Raw genomic sequence first — 22,002 nt, forward strand, 5'->3', positions numbered from 1 at the left:
CGAAAGGAAACGACCATGCCCAGAAGAAGAACGCGGTTGAGCGTCGCCGCCGCGCTGATGGCCACCCTGCTCGCGCTCACCAGTGCCTGCTCGGCGCCCGCGACCACTCCGACGACCGCGGCCGCCGAGGCCGCCGGCTTCCCGGTGACCATCGCCCACGCCTTCGGCGAGACCACCATCGACAGCCCGCCGCAGCGCATCGTGACCTGGGGCTGGGGTGCGGCCGACGCCGTCCTCGCCCTCGGCGAGGTGCCCGTCGGGATCCCGAAGCAGACGTACGGGGGCGACGAGTCCGGCCTGCTCCCGTGGATCAAGACGAAGCTCGCCGATCTCGGCGCCGAGACGCCGACCATGCTCGACTCGTCGACCAACGAGGTGCCCGTCCAGGCCGTCGCCGCCCTCGACCCCGACGTGTTCCTCGCCCCGTACTCCGGGCTCACGCAGGCCGAGTACGACCAGCTCACCGGACTGGGGATCAAGGTCGTCGCCTACCCGGAGACCGCATGGTCGACGCCGTGGCGTGACGTCGTCACGATCGTCGGCACGGCGCTGGGACAGGAGGAGAAGGCGAAGGCGGTGCTGAGCGACATCGACAAGGCGATCGCCGCCGAGGCCGCCGAGCATCCCGAGTTCGCCGACGTGACCGTCGCCCAGGTCTGGGACACCTCCGGCAACTTCTACGTGTACCTGCCGGCCGACCCGCGCGTGCAGTTCACCGAGGATCTGGGCTTCACCTCGGCCCCCAGCGTGACCGCCCTGGACACGAAGGAGGCCACCTTCTACTACACGCTGCCGTACGAGAAGCTGGACCAGCTCACCAGCGACGTGCTCGTCGTGTACGCGGATTCACAGACGGAGATGGACGCCTTCCTGAAGTCGGACCGGGCCAAACTCCTGCCGCAGGTCGCGGCCGGCACGGTCGCGCAGGTCGTCGGGCAGGCCAGCGTGGCGTCGGTGTCCCCGCCGACGGCCCTGTCGCTCACGTGGGGGATGGACCCGTACGTCGAGGCGCTCGCGAAGGCCGTCGAGGCCAAGGGCTGAGCCGGACGCGGAGCGCGGGCGCCTGAGCGGCCCAGGCCGCTCACGCGCCCGCGCGACGCCGCTCGACACCGTTCTCGAACCGGCCGAACAGATACGACGCCAGGACGCCGAGGATCAGCATCGCGGCCCCGAATGCCACGGCGACGCCGAGACCCAGGCCGGACGCGGCCAGTCCGGACGGGGTGAACGCGGGCAGCACCACGACGGGGACGAGCGCCAGCGACGATCCCACCACCGTCCCCACGATGAAGTGGTACATGCCTGCGTGGTGGTGGTCGAACAGCCACGCGGCGCCCTTCGCCAGCAGGAGCGTGCACCCGACGACCCCGGCGCCGAGCGGCAGGACCACCGCCGGGTCGAGGTGCCCGATGCCGGCGGCCATCTTGTCGTAGAGGCCGAAGTAGAGGAGGAAGTTGGACGGGCTCAGCCCCGGGACCACGAGCCCGAGGCCGATGAGGGCGCCCGAGCCGAGCCAGACCGGGATGCTCGGCGTGACCGCCACGAGGAGCCCGCCGCCGAGGATCATGATCGACGCGATGCCGAGCGCGGAGACGCCCAGGACGACCAGGTGCCGCCGCGTCCGGCCGCGACGACCGGCCTGGTGGTACAGCGACGGCACGGTTCCGATGACGAAGCCGATGAACAGGCAGGTGAACTGCGCTGCGAATCGCCCGAACGCCGCCTCGACCACGAGCGAGAACAGGAGGATGCCGATCCCCGCACCGAGGACGATCGGCGCCAGGAACCGTACGTTGGCCGAGAAGTTGCGCCGCATGTCGGCGAAGAACCGGATCAGCGGGTCGTACACGGCGAAGACCACGGCGAGCACGCCGCCGGACAGGCCCGGGAGGATCGCCCCGATCCCGATGACCACGCCCTTGAGGAGCCGCAGGAACCAGGCCGGTGCGCTGTCGGGAGCGGTGACGGGGTCAACCGGGCTCGTCGGCCCGCCGGACGCGGGGACGTCCGGGATGTCGTTCGTGAGGAGATCTGTGGCGGAAGGGTCGCGGCCTGTCACTCGGGGACCTTTCGGAGCGGTCGGGCGGGTCGGACTCGGCGTTCTCGTCGCGCTGGGCAGCGAGACATCACGCCCACCCTAGGAGGGCCCGCCAAGAGCGTCCCGTCGCGGCCGGTACGCCGCCCGACCGGATTCCGGCCCGCCTTCGTCCTGTCGGTGCGCGGGTGTTGAATGTGGAGGTTGCCGAAAGGGGCTCGATGGACGCAGCAGACGAGAACGTCGACACCGGTGCGGCCGCGCGGAGGCGGACCGACGCCCCGGCGACCGACCGACCTCCTGTCGAGGCGGCCGGGTCGGGTCTGTCGACCGCGCCTGCCGACCCGCGCCTGGACCGTCCCTGGCCGGCTCTGTGGGCGCTCGTCGTGGGCTTCTTCATGATCATGGTCGACTCGACCATCGTGACGATCGCGTTGCCGAGGATCCGCGCCGACCTGGACACCGATCTGACCGGCGTCATGTGGGTGACCAGCGCCTATCTGCTGGCCTACGTCGTGCCCCTGCTGATCACCGGTCGCCTCGGCGACCGGTTCGGCCCGAAGAACCTGTACATCATCGGTCTTGTGGTGTTCACGATCGCCAGCCTCGCGTGCGGTCTGTCCGACAGCATCGAGGCCCTCATCGCCTCACGAACGGTGCAAGGGCTCGGCGCGGCGTGCATCTCGCCCCAGACCATGACGGCGATCACGCGGATGTTCCCCGGCCGGTCCCGCGGGCCCGCGATGTCGCTGTGGGGTGCCACGGCCGGTGTCGCGACCCTGGTCGGGCCGATCCTCGGCGGGCTGCTCACCGACTCGCTGGGCTGGGAGTGGATCTTCTTCGTCAATCTCCCCGTCGGGGTGATCGGGGTCCTCGTCGCTCTGCGGTATGTGCCTCGCTTCCCCGTCCACGACCACCGCATGGACTGGCTCGGCGTCGCCTTGTCGTCCGTCGCGATGCTCGTGCTCGTCTTCGGCATCCAGGAGGGCGAGCGATACGACTGGGGCGTGATCGTCGACCGCGTCACGATCCTCGGCCGGCAGACCCCCGTCCAGATCTCGGTGTGGGGCCTCGTGGCCGCGGGCGTCGTCCTCCTCGCGGGCTTCGTGATCTGGGAGATCCTGAACCACGACGAGCCGCTGATCCCCATGTCGCTGTTCCGCGACCGGAACTTCAGCATCTCCAGCGTCGCCGTCGCGGCGCAGTCCTTCGCCATCACCGCCGTCATGCTGCCGGTGATCCTCTATCTGCAGACCGCGCGCGAGCTCAGTCCCACCTGGGCCGCGCTGGTGCTGGCACCGTCGGCGATCATGTCGGTCATCATGGCGCGACCGGTGGGTCAGCTCGTCCAGCGCGTCGATCCGAAGTGGCTCGCGCTCACGGGCTTCGCCTTGTCGATACTCGCCGCGCTCGTCATGTACCTCACGATCCACTCCGACACCCCGTATGCGCTGCTTCTTCTCGCCTCGGCGCTGAACGGCGCGGGCGGCTCGATGGTGTGGTCGCCGCTCTCTCTCCTCGCGACCTACCGCCTGCCTCCGGAGCAGACCGGGGCCGGGTCCGGTGTGTACAACACCACGCGCCAGGTCGGGGCCGTCCTGGGGTCCGCCGCCATCACCGCGGCCATGGAGAGCCGCATCGCCGCCCATCTCGGAGACGGTGCGGCAGCCGCGGACGCCTCCCAGAGCAGCGCCCTGCCGGAGTTCCTGGCGGAGCCGTTCTCCCGGGCCATGGCGGAGGCGGTCCTCATGCCGACGGTGGCGATGGCGATCGGTCTCGTCCTCACCCTGTTCTTCGCTCCGCTCCCTCCGGCCACGAAGCCCGGACGGACCGACGGCTGAGAACTTGTCGATCAGCCGGCCGGCTCGTCCTGTCGGGGAGGGGTCAGGCGGCCGAGTACCGCTGCCGTGCCGCCTGTCGTGACACGCCGAGAATGGAGCCGATGACGGTCCAGGATGCGCCCTCGTCGCGGGCACGCTGAACCGCAGCGTCTATGGCCTCCTGCGCCGTGGTCCGCGCCTTCACGGCGGCGAGGACGGCTTGCAGGGCGTCGCCCTCCAGCGTCATGAGCGGGTCCGGGCCGCGACCATCGTCCGCGGTCTCGATCTCGGTCAGCATCTCGTCTTCGGTCCGCATGAGCATCACCCCTCCTCAGAGGAACTTGGGACGGGCCGCCATCGCGTGGAAGAGGCGGTCCGTGGTCGGGTTGTACCCGATTTCGAGGATCTGGCCATTGCGGACCGGGCCGACGAACATCAGGTAGCCATCCATGATGTGGACGCCGGATGGCGTAGTCCATGGCGTGCACCATGTCGGCGTCCTGGATGCCGTGCTTCGGGGCCGACTCGGCGATCTCCATGCCGACAACTTCAGTTGTCGTGGGCGTGCATGTCGACCCGAATTGTCAGATACTCAGTGGTCCGGCCGGCCGTGGTCGGAGCGCGCAACGTGCGCCCCCGAGGACGGCTCATACGCCGGCGGCGTGCCGGCGGCTCTCGGCGGCCAGCGCTGCGACCGACCCGTTCTCTGCGTCGATCCGGGCGCGCTGACGCTGCTCCAGCCCGGCCAGGTCGAGGGCGTCGAGGACGGCCTTCAACTCGGGACGGCCCGCGGAGGCGACCGCCGCCGCGGCCGACAGGGAGTCCCGCACCCGGCGCCCCTCGGGCGTCGCCATCTGGTCGGCCGTGAGCCCGGTGAGGAAGAGCGGCACCGCGGAGGCCGTGATGTGCCACACACCGGAGCCGACAAGGCCCGCGAGGACGCGCGCGGGCACCTCGGTGAAGTCCATCTGGACGTACTCGTACCCCTCGGCGGCGGGGAACTCCGCCAGGGTCAGCGCCTCGTGGTCGAAGGACTCCCGGTCGATCGCGACACGGTGCCTTCCGACCGGATCCGCGGCGGCGGGCCCGCGCAGGATCACGAGTCGGTCCGGGGCGTAGTAGGTGCCCGCCCCCAGGACCCGGGCCTCGCCGAGACCCTGCAACGCCAGCGACCGGCGGGCACCGTCCAGCGTCCCGGCGGACACGACGGCCACGTCGTAGTCGCCCTGCGAGACCCCGCGCAGCCGGCCGTTCCCGCCGCGGGAATGGTGCACGGTGTACGGGACGCCGAGGGCCGTGAGCTCATCGCCGAGTGCGCTTTCGAGGACGTCCAGCTCGACCGGCCCCGCCGGGGACAGGAGGAAACGGACGGGGCTCAGCCCGGCCGCCTGCCAGCAGTCGCCCAGCCCGATCGCGTCGATGCGCCGACCCAGATGCCCGCGCGAGGTGGTGCGGAGCGCGTCCCGGTCGGCGAGCAGGTCCAGCGCGCGCTGGAGCGTCCCGGCCCCGACGCCCAGCCTCTCGCGGAAATCGCCGTTGGTCGACAGCGTCTCGCCGACCCCTCGCGTGAGGGCGTCCTCGACGATCGCGCGCACGGCTCGGTGCAGACCCGACGTCGTGCCGGCTATGCCCTCGATCGGCTGCTGCAGCATCTCTCCCTTTCCGCGTCGAGGATCAGGCTATCCGTTGACACCCGCGGCGCCACCCTTTAGTCTGATTCCGGATTAGTCCATTATCGGATTATTGAAGGATTCCTCATGGCCCTGCCGGACACCGTCGTCGAGACCCTGACCGCCCTCCTCGGCGCCGAAGATGTCGATCGCTCCCCCGCCGCCCTCGCCGCGAGCAGCCACGACACGTGGCCGCTGTCCACGAAGCTCGCGAACCTCGGCCGCCACCCGTACCAGGCCGAGCTCGTGGTCCGGCCACGCTCCTTCGACGTCGTGCCCGAGGTGCTCCGGCTCGCCACGTCGCACGGCGTGCCGGTGACCGTCCGCTCCCTGGGATCCTCCGTCACCGGACAGCCCCTCCCCGTGCGGGGCGGGATCGTGCTGGACGTCTCCGCGATCCCCGCGAGCCACACCGTCAACGAGCGCAACATGACGGTGACCGCCACGGCCAGCCAGAACGGCGGCGACCTGGAGGCAGCGCTCGCCCAACAGGGCTTCACGCTCGGCCACTCCCCTCAGTCGCTGCTCCGCTCGACGGTCGGCGGATGGGTATCGACCCTGGCCACGGGCCAGTTCTCGTCCATGTACGGAGGCATCGAGGATCTCGTCACGGCTTACACGGTGGTGCTGGCCACCGGCGAGACGATCGAGCTCAAGGCCTCCCCCCGGGCAGCCATGGGGCCCGACCTGCGACGCATCTTCATCGGCTCCGAGGGCACGCTCGGCGTCGTGACCTCGGTGACGCTGAAGATCTTCCCCGCGCGGCTGCCGACGCTGCTGTCGACGGTCTCGATGCCGACGGTGGAGTCGGGGCTGGACGTCATGCGCGAACAGGCACTCCTGGGGCTGCGTCCGTTCCTGCTGCGCTTCTACGACGGCGACGAGGCGCGGCACGCGCTGCAGGATCCCACGGCGGCAGGCCCGGTCTTCTTCCTCGGGACACGCGGGCCGCAGGCCATCGCCGACGCCGAGCTGAGCACCCTGCACGAGTTGTGCACGTCCCGCGGCGGCCGGCTCCTGGGACCCGCCGCCGCGGCGGCCTGGATGGAGCGCCGCTTCGACTTCTCGACCGTCGAGAACCTCGTCGCCGAGCCCGGTGGCTTCGCCGAGACGATCGAGGTCGCCCACAACTGGGACGGCATCGGTGCGCTGTACACCGCGCTCAAGACGGCCCTGGCTCCGCTTTCCGACGAGGTGCTCAGTCACTTCTCCCACGTGTACACGCAGGGGACGTCCATGTACGTGATCCTGCTCGGCCGGACCAGGGACGACGAGGAGGCCGTCACCCGGCTGCGCGCCATCTGGGACGAGGCGATGCGGGTGTGCCTGGAACTCGGGGCCGAACTCTCCCATCACCACGGTGGCGGGCTCGCCCGCTCCCCCTACTCGCGGCGCTCCCTCGGATCTGCCCACCTCGTGCTGGAGAAGATCAAGGAAGCGCTCGATCCCGCCGGCATTCTCAACCCCGGCAAGCTCGGCCTCTAGCCGTCCCGCTCCGAGATCGTCGAAAGAAGTCACAATGCCCGTCCCGAGCCGCCCGTCCGTGATCGACGCGCAGTCCACGGAGTTCGACCTGATCGTGGTGGGAGGCGGCGTCACCGGTGCCGCGTGCGCCCGCGACGCCGCGCTCCGCGGACTCCGCGTCCTGCTGCTGGAGAAGGACGATTTCGCCGCCGGCACATCCAGCCGCTCGTCCAAGCTCATCCATGGCGGCCTGCGCTATCTGGAGACGTATCAGTTCCAGCTCGTCGCCGAGTCGCTGCGCGAGCGCGAACTGACGCTCAGGCTGGCCCCGCATCTCACGCGCGTGGACCCGTTCCTCTACCTCGTGTACGACGGCGACTCGTACGGCCTCGGCATGCTCAACTTCGCCCTCACGTTCTACGACGCCGCATCCGGCCAATGGCGCAAGCGGCGGCACCACATGCTGTCCGCGCAGAAGGTCCTGGAACGCGAACCGCACCTCGACCCGCACGGACTGCGCGGCGGCGGGTTGTACTACGACGTCCTCACCGACGATGCGCGCTTCACGCTCGACATCGCCAAGGGGGCGGCCGAGCAGGGCGCGGTCCTCGTCAACCACGTCCGCGTCGACGGACTCCTCCGCGAGGGCGAGCACGTGACGGGGGTCCTCGGCGTGGACGAGCTGACCGGTCAGGCCGTCACCTTCCGCGGCCGCACGGTCGTCAACGCCACGGGACCGTGGTCGGGCACGCTCGTGGCCGAGGAGTACGGCGCTCCGGTCGCCCGGCTCAAGCCGTCCAAAGGCGTTCACATCGTGCTGGACAAGGCGGTCTTCCCTCTCAACACCGCCATCTTCCTGCGCTCCCCCGACGACGGCCGGGTCACCTGGCCGACACCGTCGCTGGAGGCCGACCGCGTGTACATCGGGACGACGGACACCGAGTACACCGGCGATGTGGACCGGGTCGAGCCGACGGAGAAGGACGTGCGGTACCTGCTGAACGTGGCGAACCGCACGATCCCCGACGCCCACGTCGACGAGAGCCACGTCATCGGTTCCTGGGCCGGGCTGCGGCCGCTGATCGCGCCGGCGCCCGGCACGTCGGTGGGCAATGCCTCCCGCGAGCACCGCGTCGAGACCGGTCCCGGCGGCATGATCACGATCACCGGCGGCAAGCTGACGAGCAATCGAGTGATGGCCAAGCACGTCGTCGACCGCGCTGTGCAGGCTCTCGGCCGGACGACGCGCGCGTACGCCGCGAACCGCGTGCCGATCTCCGGGGGCGATCCCACGGCGGTCGCCGCGACGCGCGACCGGCTCGCCGCCGCCGACGTCCCGCAGGATCTCGCCGACCGGTGGATGCGCCACTACGGCGCGAACGCATCGGCGATCCTCACCCGGTGGAGCGCCGACGAGGCCGCGCGCGCGGTGATCGCGCCACGGGGCGTGACGGTGGCGGAGGTCCGCTACTGCCTGGAGGAGGAGTACTGCTGCTCCCTCGCCGACCTCATGGTCCGCCGCACCTCGCTGTTCTTCTGGGACGCCGAAGGCGGTCTCGGCGGCATCGAGGACGTCGCGGACATCCTGGCAGGTCACCTGTCCTGGACTCCGCAGGAGCGGGCCCGCCAGATCGGGGACTACACCGACCTTGTGCGGCGCCACCGGCCGCCGTACTCCGATCCCGGCGGCGATCATGCGTGAGTCCCGGCTCGACGACGTGCGCCGCGCGGCGCTCGCGTGCGGCATGTCCCAGGTCCTGCTGGGTCCCGACGCGTGGCGCGAGATCGTGCCCGCCGCCCGGGAACAGGGGCTGCGGCGGGTGCTGATCGTGCAGGACAGGACGGTCATCCTGCGCGCCGGCGAGCACCTCAAGGAACTGGTCGCCGACCGGCTTTCCGCAGCCGGGCTCGAGGTCTCGACGACCGTGATCGACGAGGACGATCCCCACACGACACCGGCGCACATCCAGAGCGTCCGCGACAGCCTGCGGGGCGGGACGACGGTCATCGCCCTGGGCTCGGGCACCGTCGTCGACATCGCGAAACGAGCGCTCCACGAGTGGGAGACGGAGACAGGCGACCGCCTTCGTCTGGTCTCGGTGCAGACGGCGAACTCGGTGTGCGCCTACACGTCGGGAATGAGCGTCGTCACCGTGGACGGGGTCAAGCGCACGCTGCCGTCGCGCCTGCCCGACGTCCTCGTGCTCGACACGCAGACCCTCTCCGACGCCCCGGAGGAGTACACCCTCGGCGGCGTCGGCGACAATTCCGTCGCCGCCGCCTCCTTCGCCGACTATCGCCTGTGCGACCGGCTCGGGCTCGGGTGGTGGGAACCGGCGTCCTGGGAACTCATGCGTCCCGGACGAGACCGCTTCCTGGCGCTCGATCCGGCCTTCTCCGCCGGCGCGGACCGGGCGGAGACGCTCGCGGTCGAACTGTCCGCGTGCGGGCTCGCGATGACCCTGGCCGGCGAGTCCGCTCCCCTGTCGGGTCTCGAACATGTGACGAGCCACACCCTCGACATGTCGGCCGCGAGGGACGGCAGGCCCATCGGGAACCATGGCTCGCAGTGCGCCGTGGCGACGATCCTCAGCCTCATCGCCTTCGATCTGCTGCTGAGCTCCAAGGAGCCGCCGATCCCCGACCTCACGAGGCTGGACGAGACCGACCTGCGCGACACGGTCCGCCGCGCGTTCACCCCGGTCTCGGCCGACGACCGCGTCTGGCGCGAGTGCTGGAAGGACTATTCGGTGAAGCTGCGCTCGTGGAACGAGCACGGCGACGTCATCGCCTCGGCGCTCGGCTCGTGGGACGTGCTCCGCGAGGATCTGCGCCGCTACACCGTCGAGCCGGCCCGCTTCGTCGCCGCCCTGACCGCCGCGGGCCATCCCGTCCGCTTCGAGGAGATTCCGTCGGGAATCAGCACCGAGATGGCCAGGTGGGCCTTCACCCACGCACGACTCATGCGCAAGCGCACCACGGTGTCCGACGTCCTGGCGTTCGCCGGGCGCTGGACCGAGACCTTCCTCGACGAGGTCTTCGAGGTTTTCGAAACAATCACGAGGCCCCAGGCAGGGGCTTCGCCGCGTCCATAAGAGTTCGGCAAAGGAGCCAATCGTGAACTACGTCATCGGGCTCGACACCGGAACCACCGGCGTCAAGGCCAAGATCTACAACCTCCAGGGCGGTATCGTCGCGGAGGCCTATCGGGAGTACGGGTGCGTGTACCCGCGGCCCGGCTGGGTCGATCAGGACATCAACATGCTCAGCCGGTCCAACGACGAGGTGCTGTCCGAGGTCATCGGCACGTCGGGTCTGGACCCGCGCGAGATCAAGGCCGTGAGCTTCTCGACTCAGCGGTGCCTCCACCTGTTCGTGGACGAGTCCGGCCGGCTTCTGCGAGACGGCATGGGCATCTCCTGGCAGGACACGCGCTGCGGGGCCGAGGTCGCCTGGATGAACGAGCACATCGGGGTCGAGCGCTACTACGACATCGTCGGCATGCCGCCGTCGGTGGTGTGGACCGCGCCGCATATCCTCTGGGCTCAGCGCAACGAGCCCGAGACGATGGCACGCACCGCCAAGGTCCTCACGACGCAGGAGTGGTTCCTGCGGCAGATGGGCGCCACGGACGGGTGGTACCAGGACTACTCCAACGGGTCGCTGTACGGGCTCATGAACATCCGCACGTTCGACTGGGACGACGGGCTCCTTGCCGAGATGGGCATCGACCGATCCCTGCTGCCCGAGCTGGTGCCGTCGGGCACCCAGGTGGGCACGGTCGACGCGGCGGCCGCGGCCCGGACGGGACTCGCCGAGGGGACGCCCCTCATCGTCGGAGGCGGCGATCAGCAGTGCGCGGCGGTGGGAGCAGGCGTCATCTCGGCGGGGCTGGCCGAGGTGACCCTGGGCACCGCCGGCGTGAGCATCGCCCATCAGGATCAGCCGCGCTTCGACCCGGCGTGCCGCATCAACTGCTCGGCCTCCGCGGTTCCCGGAGAGAAGCTGTGGATCTCGGAGGGCCTTCAGGCGGCCGCGGCCAGTTCCTACCGCTGGTTCCGCGACTCGATCGGATATCTGGGCAAGTTCGTGGAGTCGCAGACCGGGCAGAACGCGTTCGACGTCCTCAACGGGATGGCCGCGAAGGTCCCTGCAGGGTCTCAGGGGCTGCTGTACCTGCCCTATCTCGCGGGCTCTGTCGCGCCGCACTTCGACTCCGACGCGCGTGGGTGCTTCCTCGGCCTGACCTTCGCCCACGGCACCGGGGCGATGGCCCGAGCCGTCATGGAGGGGGTGTCGCTGGAGACGCGCGACATCCTGGAGTTCTTCACGCGGATGGGCACGCCGCTCGATGAGATCCGCCTGTCGGGCGGTGCCACCCGGAGCAGGCTGTGGTGCCAGATCCAGACCGACATCTACGGACGTCCCACCGTGGCCCTCGAGGAGAGCGAATGCGCCGTCCTGGGTGCGGCGGTGATCGGCGCCGTCGGGGCCGGGGTGTTCTCGTCAACCCGGGAGGCCGTCGATGCCATGGTGCGCGTCACCGCGACCTACGAGCCGGACGCGGCCGCCCATGCCCGCTACGACGAGTTGTTCGCGGTGTTCACCAAGGCGTACCGCAGCCTCGCCGACGGGGAGGTCTTCCGCGGCATCTCGCAGTTCCAGACCGAGCACTCGGGCGAGCTCGCGGGGTGATGCGGGGCGGGGGCGTCCCTCATCGCGGGTCGCCCCCGCGCGCTGTCGCGCCTGCCCGCGGGCGTCTCGTCCCGGGTGGGGGTGCCTGCGCGAGGATGCGTCGGGGCGGCCTCAGACGTGGGACGTGGCGACGGTGCGGGCGCGTCGCGGGTTGCGGTCCCACACGGCAGCGATCAGGGCCGTGACGACGCCGGCCGTGGCGAGCGCCATCGTCACGGTCTCGACGCCGGACCACCCGGAGGTCTGCCACTGCTGCGTGGCGACCGCCCCGAACACCGTGCTTCCGAGGTAGTACAGGAGCAGGTACGCACCGGACGCCTGCGCCGTCCCGATTCCGCTGCGCTTGGCTTTGTCGACGACCCAGCCCGACAGCAGCGAGTGGACGCCGAGGAAGGCGAACACGCACCCGCCGAGGCCGGCGATCACCCAGGGCAGGGAGGCGGCGGTCGTCACGGCGATCGACGCGACCAGGACGGCCAGCCCCGTGGCCGTGGCGAGGCCGCGGCCGATCCGGTCGCTGAGAGCGCGCGCGATCAGCGGTGCCACCGACCCGACCGGATAGATGAGGTACACGACGACGGCTGCCGCACCGAGGCCGAACGGCGGCGCCTGCAACCGGAACGGCACCGCGTTGTACACCCCGACGAAGGTCCCCATCGCTGCGAACCCGGTGAGGCAGAGCAGCGCGATGACCCGTTCGCGGGGTGCCAGCAACGTGCCGAGGACCGCGTCGCGCAGCCGGACCGGGCGCGGCGCGAAGCCGAGGGACGGCGGAAGCAGCAGCCACATCGCCGCGCTCGCGCCCAGCGTGAGGAGGCTCATGACCGCGGCCGCCAGCGGCCAGCCGCCGAGTGCCGCGAGCAGGCCGGGCAGGAGGCGTCCGGCTGCCCCGCCCAGACCGGTCCCTGTGATGTAGAGCGCGTTCGCCCGGGCATGCGCCGCCGGGTGCACCTCCTCGCGCAGGTAGGCCAGCGCCGCGCCGGGCAATCCCGCGAGCGTGACACCGAGCAGGCCGCGCAGCACCAGGAGGCTTCCCCAGGTGGGCGCGAATGCCGCCGCGAGCCCGAGCACGCCCGAAGCGAGCAATGACCAGCGCATCACGGCGACGCGGCCGATCCGGTCGGCCAGCGGTCCTGTGACGAGGAGGCCGAGCATGATCGTGAGCGTCGTGATCGACAGCACGTGCGCCGACTCGGCTGCCGACACGCTGTACCGGGCCGCCAGGACGGGCAGCAGCGGCTGAACGAAGTACATCAGGGAGAAGTTCGCGAATCCGCCTGCCATGACCGCGAACACCAGTCGCCGGTATCCCGCGGTGCCGGCCGGATGTCCGGCCCATACGGTGGGGAGGGTCGACGACGGGGCGAGGCGGACATTCTCGGCAACGGACACGACCTCCACCCTGGCCCTGGTCGATAGATGCGCCAAATGATCCGAAGAGGTTTGCTGATGCGCATATCGACTCAATACCCTGTCCGGGTGGACGAGCAGACGCTACGCGTGTTCCTGACGCTGTGCGAGACCGAGAACACCCGGGACGCCGCGGCGGCCCTGCGTGTCAACCAGTCCAACGTCTCCCGGGCGATCGCGCGCCTGGAGGCCGAGCTCGGGACCGAGCTGTTCACCCGACACGGCCGCCGCATCAGCCTGAACCGCGCCGGCGCCGCGTTCCGCCCCGATGCCGCCGAGATCGTCGAGCGGTACGAGATCGGACGCCGCCATCTCTCCCAGGTGACCGGGCCTGCGACCTCCATCCGGCTCGGCTTCCTCCAGTCGACCGCCCGCTGGGCCGTTCCGGTGCTCGTCGGCGGCTTCCGCGACATCGCGCCGGGCAGTCGCTTCGAACTACGGCAGGGGTTCTCCCGCGAGTTGTTCTCCTGGATCGCCGACGACGCCCTCGACGTCGCGTTCAGCACCCCGCCCGCCCGGTCGGATCTCGCCTGGACGCCCATGGTCGAGCAGCGGCTCTGCGTCGCCGTTCCGCGTGGCCATCGCCTCGCCGCCCGCGCCTCGATCACCCCGGCCGACCTGGACGGCGAGGATTTCGTCGCCTTCTCGCGCACGACGGAGATCCGCACGGTCATCGACCCGATGCTGCAGGAGGCGGGCGCCCAGGTCCGGATCGCCTTCGAGTCGAGCGAGGTCGACACGATCCGCGGCCTGGTAGGGGTCGGTCTGGGCGTCGCGATCCTGCCCGAGCCCTCGCAGATGGACGCGGCCGAGCCCATGCACATACCGCTGGTCCCGGCGCACGCGCGCCGTCTCGGGGTCGCGTGGAGCGCCGAGCGGACGAACCCCGCGAGCGTCCGCGCCTTCCTGGAGCACTGCCGCGGGCTGGATCTGGGCGTCTGACGCGGGTCAGCGCCCGGCGACGATGAGGAACAACCCGCCCGCGATGGCGGTGGCGCAGAGCACGAACGACGTGATCGCGACGGCGAACGCGACGCGCCGCTGGGTGCGGGTCGTGGGCGGGCGCTTGGCGGCCTTCGCCTTGGCCTTCTCGGCCCGGCGGATGTCCTTCTTGGAGACGATCATGATCGCGTCGGTGAGCTCGGCCGACGTGATGCGCGGCACACGTCCGGCGCGCACCAGCATGCGCAGCCCGAACGCGTAGAAGAACACGACGAGGACGGCCCCGGTCAGCGCGGCGCCGAACACCCGGGCGAAAGCGGACCAGTCGATCTCGATCATCGCGGACCCTTCGTCGTGCTCGTCGCATCCTGCTCGACCCTGGCGCCGCCCTCGACCCTGGCGACACCCTCGACCCTGGCGCCGTCCTCAGCCTCGGCGACGTCCTCAGCCCCGGCGACGTCCTCGCGTGCCGCGCCGGGCGCCTCCTCGGCGGCCTTCGCCTTCGCCTGGGCCTTGGCGGCCGACTCCTCGGCCTTCAGCCGATCGAGACGGCGGCGGCGCCACGTCGGGGACGACTTGTGCTTGACGTGGACGGCCCGGCCCGACTCGGCCACCTCGCTCATCGCGTTGCCCGCGGTGACCTCGTCACGACGCGACCACAGGAACAGGCCGAGGACGATCGCCACGGCGACGATCATGTCGATCACCACGCCCGCGGTGCCGAGCCCGTGCACCACGAAGGCAGCCGCCGCCCCCACCGCGCCCGCGGCGGGAAGGGTCATCACCCACCCGGAGACGATGCGACTCACGGTCCGCCATCGCACCTTCGAGCCGCGTCGCCCGAGCCCCGAGCCGATGACCGATCCCGACGCCACCTGCGTCGTGGACAAGGCGAAGCCGAACGCGCTCGACGCCAGGATCGTCGCAGCGGTCGACGTCTCGGCGGAGAACCCCTGCGCGGGCCGGACGTCGGTGAGCCCCTTGCCCAGCGTCCGGATGATCCGCCACCCGCCGACGTAGGTGCCGAGGGCGATCGTGAGGGCGCACGCGAAGATGACCCACAGATGCGGATCGGCCTGCGACGCGTCCTGCCAGCCCACCGTGATGAGCGCGAGCGTGATGACGCCCATCGTCTTCTGCGCGTCGTTGGTGCCGTGGGCGAGAGCCACCAGCGAGGCGGTGAGGATCTGCCCCCACCGGAAGCCGTCGCGACCGTTGGACTGCCCGTCATAGCGCCGCGTGACCGCATATGCCATGCGCGTCGCCGCGAACGCGACGACGGCCGCCGTGACGGGCGCGATGAGGGCCGGCAGGACGATCTTGCTGAGCACGACGCCGAAGTTGATCGCCGACAAGGAGACGCCGACCGCCGTCGCACCGATGAGGCCGCCGAACAGGGCGTGGGAGGAACTCGACGGCAGCCCCAGCAGCCAGGTGAGCATGTTCCACGTGATGGCACCGATCAGGCCGGCGAAGATCATGGGCAGGAACTGCGCCGACGCGAGCTGGTCCTCGCGGATGATCCCGTGCGAGACCGTCTTCGACACCTCCGTCGACAAGAAGGCGCCGACGAGGTTCAGGACGGCCGCCAGTCCCACCGCGACCTTGGGCTTCAGCGCCCCGGTCGCGATCGGCGTCGCCATCGCGTTCGCGGTGTCGTGGAACCCGTTCGTGAAATCGAAGAACAGTGCCAGTGCGATGACCAGCGCGACGATGAGTGCGGCGGTGTCCACCGTGAGCTTTCCGTGAGTGGGAGAGGGGGATGCTGGCGCCGAAACGCCGCACGGACCCACCGTGGGTTCACCGTGCGTTCATTCGTCGGTCAGCAGCCGTTAAGCATCCTGCCACACACCGGTGGGTCCGGATCAAACTCCGCCGTCTTTGCGAAATGACGGGTACGGCTGCGGACAGGCTCAGGCGACCCACAGACGCGTCTCATGACGGGCACAGCGGTGCGAGCTTGCCTTGTCGGCATGGGGAGTTGGCGCGGGAGGCTGAGGATCGGCGCGGCCGTGGCCACCGTCGTGGCCGGCCTGGCGCTGGTGGACGTGGCGTGGCCGAGCGATCTCGCCGGCTCCTCGACGAGCGGGGCGACGTCCTCCGGCACCCAGGCGACCGCCTCCACCGGGACCGGCGGGTCCGGGTCATCGGGCTCGACCGTGACCGCGCAGGCCGAGGCGACGGCATCGGCCGACCCGACGATCAGGCTCACGGTGACGCCGTCGTATCTCGGATTGACCAGCCTCGTCAACGTCGCCGCGGTCGACCTCACGGACGGGGACGCGATCGTGGCCGGCGAGTCGCTGTTCGACACGGCCAGCATCGTGAAGGTCGACATCCTCGCCGCCCTCCTGTGGCAGAACGACGGCGTCCTCACCTCGTCGCAACGTTCCCTGGCCCGGTCCATGATCACCGAGTCGGACAACAGCGCCGCGGTCACGCTGTTCGCCGCGGTCGGCGGGCGCACCGGACTCACCGAGGCCAACACGGCCTTCGGCCTCACCGAGACGACCGTCGGCTCCTCCGGGTACTGGGGTCTGACACAGACGACCGTCAGCGACCAGATCGCCCTGCTGCGGCAGGTCTTCACCGACGATTCCGTCCTGTCCGCCTCGTCGCGGGCCTACGTTCAGGACCTCATGGAGGACGTCATCGACGAGCAGCGCTGGGGCGTCACGACCGCGGCCGACGACGAGGACGAGGCCTACGTCAAGAACGGCTGGCTGGCGCGATCCACGACGGGCCTGTGGGACGTCAACAGCATCGGCTCGGTCGAGGCCGACGGACACACCTACCTCGTGGCGGCGCTCAGCAAGGGCAGCACCTCGCTGAGCGGCGGCGTCGACCTCGTGGAGGAGGCGGTCGACGCCGCGGTCGCCGCCCTCGACCCGTAGGACCCGCCGTGCGTGGGCGCGGTGTCGGCGCTGCGCGTCATTCGGCCGGACGGACGAGATGCGGCCCGTGCTCGTGACGCTCGGCGTCCACGAGCGCGGCGGCGAGATCGTCGGCCGCGTCTCCCCAGCGGGACACCGAGATCCCGTCGAGCCCTTGCCACCGCGCGGCCAGCCGCACCTCTGCCGCGATCCGCTCCGCCGTGCCGGACGGGGCGATCCCCTCCCACCACGCCGACTGCACCCGCAGCGTCCGTGTCGCCCGGTCGGCGGCCAGGTCGACCCGGGCGACGATCCGGTCACCCACCAGCACGGGCAGCGAGTAGTACCCGTAGCGTCGCTTGTGCGCCGGCGTGTACAGCTCGATCCGGTAGTGGAACCCGAACAGCCGCTCGGCGCGCGGCCGGAACCACACGACCGGATCGAACGGGGTCAGCAGGGCCGCAGCGTCCACTCGTCGCGGGACGACCGCGTCACGATGCAGCCAGGCCTGCCCCGGGCGGCCCCCGCTCCCCCACCCCGCCACGGTGACCGGGCTGACCTCACCGGCGGCCTCCAGATCGCGGAGCGCGGCGGTCACCTCCGACCGGTTCCGCAGCCGCCAGTAGTCGGCGAGGTCGGCGATCGTGGCCACCCCGTAGGAGCGCGCCGCGCGACGGACGAGTTCGCGGACCGCGTCCTCGTGCGGGACGGCGGCGCGCGCGTCGGCGGGGATCACGTCTTCGGCCAGCGCGTAGCAGCGCTCGAACCCCTTCCGGCCCGGGACGGCGACCTCGCCGGTGCGCCACAGGTGTTCGAGGGCGAGCTTCACGACGTCCCAGTCCCACCACGGGCCTCGTCGGCGCCGGTCCCCGTCGTGGTCGATCTCGGAGGGGCGCAGCGTGCCGCGAGCGGCCAGTTCGGCCCGGACGCGGTCCACGACGTCGCGGTGCTGGCTCACCCAACTGTCCGGCGCCGCGTCACGGCGGGCGTACGCGTCCATGCGGAACGCGAACAGTCCCCAGTCCTGCAGCGGGATGAACGACGCGACGTGCGCCCAGTACTCCACATAGGGCGAGCGCATCCCGAGCAGCAACCGGTCCAGGGTCTCCGGGTCGTAGCCGCCGAGCCGGGAGAACGGGGGCAGGTAGTGCGACCGCGCGAACACGTTCACGGAGTCGATCTGGAGGGTTCCCATGCGTCTCAGCACCAGGTTGAGCTGGCGGGTCCCCGGAGTGACGGGTCGTGGCCGGGTGAATCCTTGCGCGGCGAGTGCGGCGCGGCGTGCCTCCTCGCCGCTCAGGGAGTGCGTCATGGCCGAAGCGTAGTGACAGCTCCGCACCGCGCCGGCCCGCGGTCCGGGGGTCGGCGCCGTCTGCACACACCGGCCCCGCGGGGTAGATACGCTCCGGCCGGGAAACTACCGGGCGACGGGCGGCACCGTGACCTCGGCGTCTCTCGCCGACGAGTCGCGACCCGGCCCGGCTAGGTGGTCGACGCCGCGAAGATCGATCCCACGGCCCGGGCCAGCAGCGCGTCGAACTCGTCGTCGGCCATGTCCACCCGCAACCCCTCGGTGAGCGCACGCGAGAAGCTCGCGATCAGGCCGTGATTTCGCGCGAGACGTTCGTTCGCCTCCGCCCGGGTGTAACCGCCCGAGAGCGCCACCACGCGCAGCACCTGGGGGTGCTCGATGAGCGGCTTGTAGAAGTCGGCGACGTCGGGGATCGTGAGCTTGAACATGATCGGCCCGTCGACGGTGCCGGCGAGCAGCCGCCCGCCGATCTCGTCCAACAGGATCCGCTCGCATTCTCCCTTGTCAGGAGCCTTGATATCCACCTCGGGCTCCAGGATGGGAACCAGGCCCGCCGCGGCGATCCGCCGGCCGAGCTCGAACTGCTGCGCCACGTTCGCCGCGATCCCCGCAGGATCCGCGGACTGGACGACCGACCGCATCTTCGTGCCGAAGACATGGGCGGCCTTGGCTCGGGCGACGAGTTCGTCGAGGTTGTCGATGGGCTTCATCAGGCGAACGCCCCGGTCCGCCTCGGCGAGGCCCTTGTCCACTTTCAGGAACGGGACGACATGCTTGGTTCCCCACAGGTAGTCCGCGGCGGGCACGCCGGCGAACGTCCGGTCCATCGTCTTCTCGAACAGGATCGCACCGAGGATCTGTGCGCCGGCGAACGACGGGCTGGTCACGATGCGCTCGCGCATGGCGTGCACCAGCGCGAACATCTCGTCGTCGTTCGCATAGGCGTCCTCGCCGATGCCGTACAGCTTCAGGGCCTTGGGTGTGCTGCCGCCGCTCTGGTCCAGGGCGGCGATGAATCCCCGGCCGTTCGCCATGTGCTCCAGTTGCTGGCTGAACATTGTCCGACCTCCTGGCAGAGCCGACACCCCTGTCGGCTCTGTCCTCAACGGTACGCCTCGGCACCGTTCCGCGTTCCGTAACAGGATGTCCGTCGCCCACCGGCCCGGAGGGTGAACCGTCTCCTGCGAGCGAGAGCCTCAGTTGGGGGCCGCGGTCGCACGGACCGCGACGGGCGCCCCCACCGAACCGTCGGATTCCAGTTCGACATCGAATCGGCTGCGGTCGCCCCGGTGGAACGCGACGAAGGTCTCGATCGGGACGTCCGCCGTGTCCATGAGGACGCTGCTCAGCCGCAGGACGGGATCGCTGGGCTCGATCCCGAGGTGACGGGCGGTCGACTCCTCGGCGGGGGTCGCCTCGATCGATCGCCGGACGCGCCCGAACACCAGTCCATAGCGCTCACGCAGCAGCGCGTACAGGGACTGCTCGGCGAAGTCCTCCTTCTCGAGCCCCGGCACCAGCGACGACGGCAGCCAGGTGGTGGTGTGCGACCAGGGCTCCCCGTCGATGCTGCGCACGCGTTCGAGAAGGACGACCGGCGCCCGCTCGGGCAGGCTCAGCAGACCTGCCACACGGGAGTCGGCGGGAACCACCTCGCACCGGACGACGCGGCTGGTGACCCTGGAGCCGCGTCGCCGCGCATCATCGGCCAGACCGCCGATCCAGCCCGCCAGCCCCTCCGACACCTTCTCTCGGGCGAGGTAGGTGCCCTTGCCGCGCTGACGTGCGACCAGCCCCTCGGTCTCCAGCTCGGCCATCGCCTGCCGCACGACGCTGCGTGACAGCCCGAAGTGCTCGGCGAGCTCGTGATCTCCGGGAAGCCGGTCACCGGCCTTCAGCCGCTGATCCTCCACGGACTCGATGAGGATCTGCTTGAGCTGCGCATAGTAGGGCAGGAGCGTCTTGCGGTCGATTGGCCGGGTGCGATCGAGGTCCACGCGGCGAGAGTAGTCCCTTCGGAACCGCTTGACACCACGGCATGTACGGTTATCCTTACAACCAGACATTCACATACATTTTCCTGGAAGCGAGGAGCGGGATGACGCAATCGAGTCTGACACGCAGCGACCTGGCCACGTACTTCGATCACACGCTGCTTCGGGCGGACGCGACCCGGGCCGGATTCGAGAAGCTGTGCGGCGAGGCCAGGGAATACGGCTTCGCGATGGTGGCGGTGAACCCCTCCCCCGTGAGGCTGTGCCGCGAACTGCTCGCCGGGACCGACGTCCACGTGGGGGCGGCGATCGCCTTCCCGCTCGGCCAGAACACCATCGCCCAGAAGGTCGCCGAGGCGACGAGCGCGATGGACGACGGGGCGGACGAGATCGACTACGTCCTGAACGTCGGGGAGCTCAAGGACGGCAACCTCGACCTCATCGAACGCGAGATGGCCGCCATGGTGCAGGCATGCCGCGAGCGGGACGTCCTGTCGAAGGTGATCCTCGAGACCTGCTACCTGACCGACGACGAGAAGAGGTCCGTGGTCGGCATCGCCTCCGCGGTGCGGCCCGACTTCGTGAAGACCTCCACCGGGTTCGGGACGGGCGGCGCCACCGCGCACGACATCGAACTGCTGTCCGCCGTGATCGCCCACGGGGTCCGGGTCAAGGCGTCCGGCGGCGTGCGCACGCTCGACGACGCCCTCACGTACATCTCGCTCGGCGCCACCCGCCTCGGGTCCTCGGCCAGCGTCAGCATCGTCGAGGAGTACTCCGATGAGCGGTGACCGGCAGGCGAAGGACGCACCGGCCTGGCGCGGAGCCGCGTCCGAGCTCGTCACGCCCTTCGCTGAGGACGGCCGGATCGTGCTGGACCTGGTCGCCGACGAGGTGACGTTCATGGCCTCCCGCGGCGTGACCGGCGTGATGCTGAACGGGTTCGCGAGCGAGGCGCTCATGATCGACGACGACGAGCGCTACGCCGTCGCGAAGACCGCACGGCAGGCCGCGCCCGACTTCCCCCTCATGGGAACCGTGATCGCCGGCTCGACCCTGCAGGGACGCAGATGGGTCGAGCGGTACGAGGAGCTGGGCCTGGACGCGATCGCGATCGCGACACCGCCCCTGTACCCGTACGGCGTCGACGCGCTCGTCGACTACTACATCGACATCGCGCGCGCCTCGTCCCTGCCTGCGTACGTCTACAACTCGCCCGAATGGGGCAACAAGCTGCCACCCGAGGCCGTGGCCCGGATCGTCGACGCCAGCCCGAATGTCGTGGGCTACAAGGACGCCACGCACAGCCTCATCGAGTTGCAGACGCTCTTCGGGTTGATCGGCGTCGATCGGCTCTCGGTCCTCGCCGGGAGCGACGCGTTGACCATCCCGATGATGCTCGTCGGCGGCAAGGGTGTCATCTCCCTGGTCACGACGGTCTTCCCCGACCTCATCGTCCGTCTCACCGCGGCCGGCGCCGCCGGCGACTGGGAGGCGGCCATGGCCCTCCAGGCCAAGACCCTCCGCGTCCGCAGCGCGCTCAAGATCGGGCCGTTCATGGCCGCGTACAAGCACGTCGCCCGGCTCATCGGTCATCCGCTGGGAACCCCTCGACCTCCGCTCACCGGGCTCACCGAACAGCAGGCGGCGAAGGTCGAGAGCCTCCTGCGCCAAGAGGACATGCTCCCGTAAGGCCGGCGACGGGCACGCACCGGTGCCCGTCGCCGGTCGTGAGTCGCAACGTGGCGACGCCCGTTCGCGACACCCAGAAGTAACCACCATGCATC

General features: G+C 70.4%; 18 protein-coding genes and 1 pseudogene. 10 read left to right on the forward strand and 9 right to left on the reverse strand.

All coding sequences use genetic code 11. The annotated features are described in order from the left end of the window. Positions 1 to 15 precede the first annotated feature (15 nt). Entirely contained in the window at positions 16 to 1,041 is a 1,026-nt protein-coding gene (locus G555_RS0109750; RefSeq protein WP_028708744.1) for an ABC transporter substrate-binding protein, read from the forward strand. A 40-nt stretch (positions 1,042 to 1,081) separates the two neighbouring features. Here G555_RS0109750 and G555_RS0109755 read toward each other — a convergent pair whose 3' ends face one another. Further along, positions 1,082 to 2,059, reverse strand: a complete 978-nt coding sequence (locus tag G555_RS0109755; protein WP_245581237.1) for a DUF368 domain-containing protein — start codon at positions 2,057 to 2,059, stop codon at positions 1,082 to 1,084. Between the two features lie 197 nt (positions 2,060 to 2,256). Between G555_RS0109755 and G555_RS0109760 the strand changes: the two genes are divergently transcribed. Then, on the forward strand, positions 2,257 to 3,876 hold the full coding sequence (locus tag G555_RS0109760; protein WP_084635041.1) for a DHA2 family efflux MFS transporter permease subunit: 1,620 nt from the start codon (positions 2,257 to 2,259) through the stop codon (positions 3,874 to 3,876). Positions 3,877 to 3,919: 43 nt separating this feature from the next. On the opposite strand, the gene G555_RS0109765 is transcribed toward G555_RS0109760, so the two are convergent. After that, a complete protein-coding gene (locus G555_RS0109765) occupies positions 3,920 to 4,177 on the reverse strand; it encodes a hypothetical protein (protein WP_051208643.1) in 258 nt (85 codons plus the stop codon). 325 nt (positions 4,178 to 4,502) lie between these two features. Then, positions 4,503 to 5,507 carry a YhfZ family protein gene (locus tag G555_RS0109775; protein WP_028708748.1) on the reverse strand — a complete coding sequence of 335 codons (1,005 nt, stop codon included), beginning with the start codon at positions 5,505 to 5,507 and terminating at the stop codon, positions 4,503 to 4,505. A gap of 105 nt (positions 5,508 to 5,612) precedes the next feature. On the opposite strand from G555_RS0109775, the gene G555_RS0109780 reads away from it, so the two are divergent. Genes G555_RS0109780 through G555_RS19070 form a run of 4 tightly spaced genes read left to right on the forward strand, consistent with a single transcriptional unit; the run spans position 5,613 to position 11,684 of the window. Next, complete coding sequence (locus G555_RS0109780; RefSeq protein WP_028708749.1) at positions 5,613 to 7,010, forward strand: FAD-binding oxidoreductase; 1,398 nt, start codon at positions 5,613 to 5,615, stop codon at positions 7,008 to 7,010. A 34-nt stretch (positions 7,011 to 7,044) separates the two neighbouring features. Further along, positions 7,045 to 8,691, forward strand: a complete 1,647-nt coding sequence (locus G555_RS19065; RefSeq protein ID WP_051208646.1) for a glycerol-3-phosphate dehydrogenase/oxidase — start codon at positions 7,045 to 7,047, stop codon at positions 8,689 to 8,691. Beyond that, positions 8,684 to 10,084: an iron-containing alcohol dehydrogenase gene (locus G555_RS0109790; RefSeq protein WP_156887494.1), complete on the forward strand. Its 1,401-nt coding sequence runs from the start codon at positions 8,684 to 8,686 to the stop codon at positions 10,082 to 10,084. Before G555_RS19065 ends, G555_RS0109790 begins: the two co-directional genes overlap by 8 nt. Positions 10,085 to 10,106: 22 nt before the next feature. Beyond that, a complete protein-coding gene (locus tag G555_RS19070) occupies positions 10,107 to 11,684 on the forward strand; it encodes an FGGY-family carbohydrate kinase (protein WP_051208648.1) in 1,578 nt (525 codons plus the stop codon). Positions 11,685 to 11,795: 111 nt separating this feature from the next. Here the strand turns inward: G555_RS19070 and G555_RS19075 are convergent, their stop codons facing one another. Beyond that, positions 11,796 to 13,076: an MFS transporter gene (locus G555_RS19075; RefSeq protein WP_051208725.1), complete on the reverse strand. Its 1,281-nt coding sequence runs from the start codon at positions 13,074 to 13,076 to the stop codon at positions 11,796 to 11,798. A gap of 87 nt (positions 13,077 to 13,163) precedes the next feature. Between G555_RS19075 and G555_RS19080 the strand changes: the two genes are divergently transcribed. Further along, positions 13,164 to 14,036, forward strand: coding sequence for a LysR family transcriptional regulator (locus tag G555_RS19080; protein WP_084635044.1), 873 nt, complete (start codon positions 13,164 to 13,166; stop codon positions 14,034 to 14,036). Between the two features lie 6 nt (positions 14,037 to 14,042). Here the strand turns inward: G555_RS19080 and G555_RS0109810 are convergent, their stop codons facing one another. Both G555_RS0109810 and G555_RS19085 read right to left on the reverse strand, forming a co-directional pair. Further along, on the reverse strand, positions 14,043 to 14,375 hold the full coding sequence (locus G555_RS0109810; protein ID WP_028708751.1) for a hypothetical protein: 333 nt from the start codon (positions 14,373 to 14,375) through the stop codon (positions 14,043 to 14,045). Between the two features lie 332 nt (positions 14,376 to 14,707). Continuing rightward, positions 14,708 to 15,769, reverse strand: a pseudogene (locus tag G555_RS19085) (anion permease); the annotation flags it as partial. 240 nt (positions 15,770 to 16,009) lie between these two features. On the opposite strand from G555_RS19085, the gene G555_RS19090 reads away from it, so the two are divergent. After that, positions 16,010 to 16,930 carry a serine hydrolase gene (locus G555_RS19090; protein WP_084635049.1) on the forward strand — a complete coding sequence of 307 codons (921 nt, stop codon included), beginning with the start codon at positions 16,010 to 16,012 and terminating at the stop codon, positions 16,928 to 16,930. A 37-nt stretch (positions 16,931 to 16,967) separates the two neighbouring features. Here the strand turns inward: G555_RS19090 and G555_RS19095 are convergent, their stop codons facing one another. From G555_RS19095 to G555_RS0109835, 3 genes are all read right to left on the reverse strand, one after another. Beyond that, positions 16,968 to 18,221: a winged helix-turn-helix domain-containing protein gene (locus tag G555_RS19095; protein WP_036921741.1), complete on the reverse strand. Its 1,254-nt coding sequence runs from the start codon at positions 18,219 to 18,221 to the stop codon at positions 16,968 to 16,970. A 170-nt stretch (positions 18,222 to 18,391) separates the two neighbouring features. After that, a complete protein-coding gene (locus tag G555_RS0109830; RefSeq protein WP_028708752.1) occupies positions 18,392 to 19,279 on the reverse strand; it encodes a fructose bisphosphate aldolase in 888 nt (295 codons plus the stop codon). 138 nt (positions 19,280 to 19,417) lie between these two features. After that, the gene (locus G555_RS0109835; RefSeq protein ID WP_028708753.1) at positions 19,418 to 20,218 is read right to left on the reverse strand and encodes a GntR family transcriptional regulator; all 801 of its coding nucleotides are present in this window, start codon (positions 20,216 to 20,218) and stop codon (positions 19,418 to 19,420) included. 101 nt (positions 20,219 to 20,319) lie between these two features. Between G555_RS0109835 and deoC the strand changes: the two genes are divergently transcribed. Further along, positions 20,320 to 21,006: a deoxyribose-phosphate aldolase gene (deoC, locus tag G555_RS0109840; RefSeq protein ID WP_028708754.1), complete on the forward strand. Its 687-nt coding sequence runs from the start codon at positions 20,320 to 20,322 to the stop codon at positions 21,004 to 21,006. Further along, entirely contained in the window at positions 20,996 to 21,907 is a 912-nt protein-coding gene (locus G555_RS0109845; RefSeq protein ID WP_028708755.1) for a dihydrodipicolinate synthase family protein, read from the forward strand. Before deoC ends, G555_RS0109845 begins: the two co-directional genes overlap by 11 nt. Positions 21,908 to 22,002 lie beyond the last annotated feature (95 nt).

This window comes from Propionicicella superfundia DSM 22317 (assembly GCF_000423465.1).
Taxonomy (GTDB): Bacteria; Actinomycetota; Actinomycetes; order Propionibacteriales; family Propionibacteriaceae; genus Propionicicella; species Propionicicella superfundia.

Excerpts from the sequence above, each read along its gene's own strand:
- G555_RS0109765 (WP_051208643.1), bottom strand. The coding sequence starts at position 4,177 with ATGCTCATGCGGACCGAAGACGAGATGCTGACCGAGATCGAGACCGCG.
- G555_RS19095 (WP_036921741.1), bottom strand. The coding sequence starts at position 18,221 with ATGACGCACTCCCTGAGCGGCGAGGAGGCACGCCGCGCCGCACTCGCC.
- G555_RS19065 (WP_051208646.1), top strand. The coding sequence starts at position 7,045 with ATGCCCGTCCCGAGCCGCCCGTCCGTGATCGACGCGCAGTCCACGGAG.
- G555_RS0109830 (WP_028708752.1), bottom strand. The coding sequence starts at position 19,279 with ATGTTCAGCCAGCAACTGGAGCACATGGCGAACGGCCGGGGATTCATC.
- G555_RS0109750 (WP_028708744.1), top strand. The coding sequence starts at position 16 with ATGCCCAGAAGAAGAACGCGGTTGAGCGTCGCCGCCGCGCTGATGGCC.
- deoC (WP_028708754.1), top strand. The coding sequence starts at position 20,320 with ATGACGCAATCGAGTCTGACACGCAGCGACCTGGCCACGTACTTCGAT.
- G555_RS0109775 (WP_028708748.1), bottom strand. The coding sequence starts at position 5,507 with ATGCTGCAGCAGCCGATCGAGGGCATAGCCGGCACGACGTCGGGTCTG.
- G555_RS0109810 (WP_028708751.1), bottom strand. The coding sequence starts at position 14,375 with ATGATCGAGATCGACTGGTCCGCTTTCGCCCGGGTGTTCGGCGCCGCG.
- G555_RS0109845 (WP_028708755.1), top strand. The coding sequence starts at position 20,996 with ATGAGCGGTGACCGGCAGGCGAAGGACGCACCGGCCTGGCGCGGAGCC.
- G555_RS0109760 (WP_084635041.1), top strand. The coding sequence starts at position 2,257 with ATGGACGCAGCAGACGAGAACGTCGACACCGGTGCGGCCGCGCGGAGG.
- G555_RS19090 (WP_084635049.1), top strand. The coding sequence starts at position 16,010 with ATGGGGAGTTGGCGCGGGAGGCTGAGGATCGGCGCGGCCGTGGCCACC.
- G555_RS0109790 (WP_156887494.1), top strand. The coding sequence starts at position 8,684 with ATGCGTGAGTCCCGGCTCGACGACGTGCGCCGCGCGGCGCTCGCGTGC.
- G555_RS0109780 (WP_028708749.1), top strand. The coding sequence starts at position 5,613 with ATGGCCCTGCCGGACACCGTCGTCGAGACCCTGACCGCCCTCCTCGGC.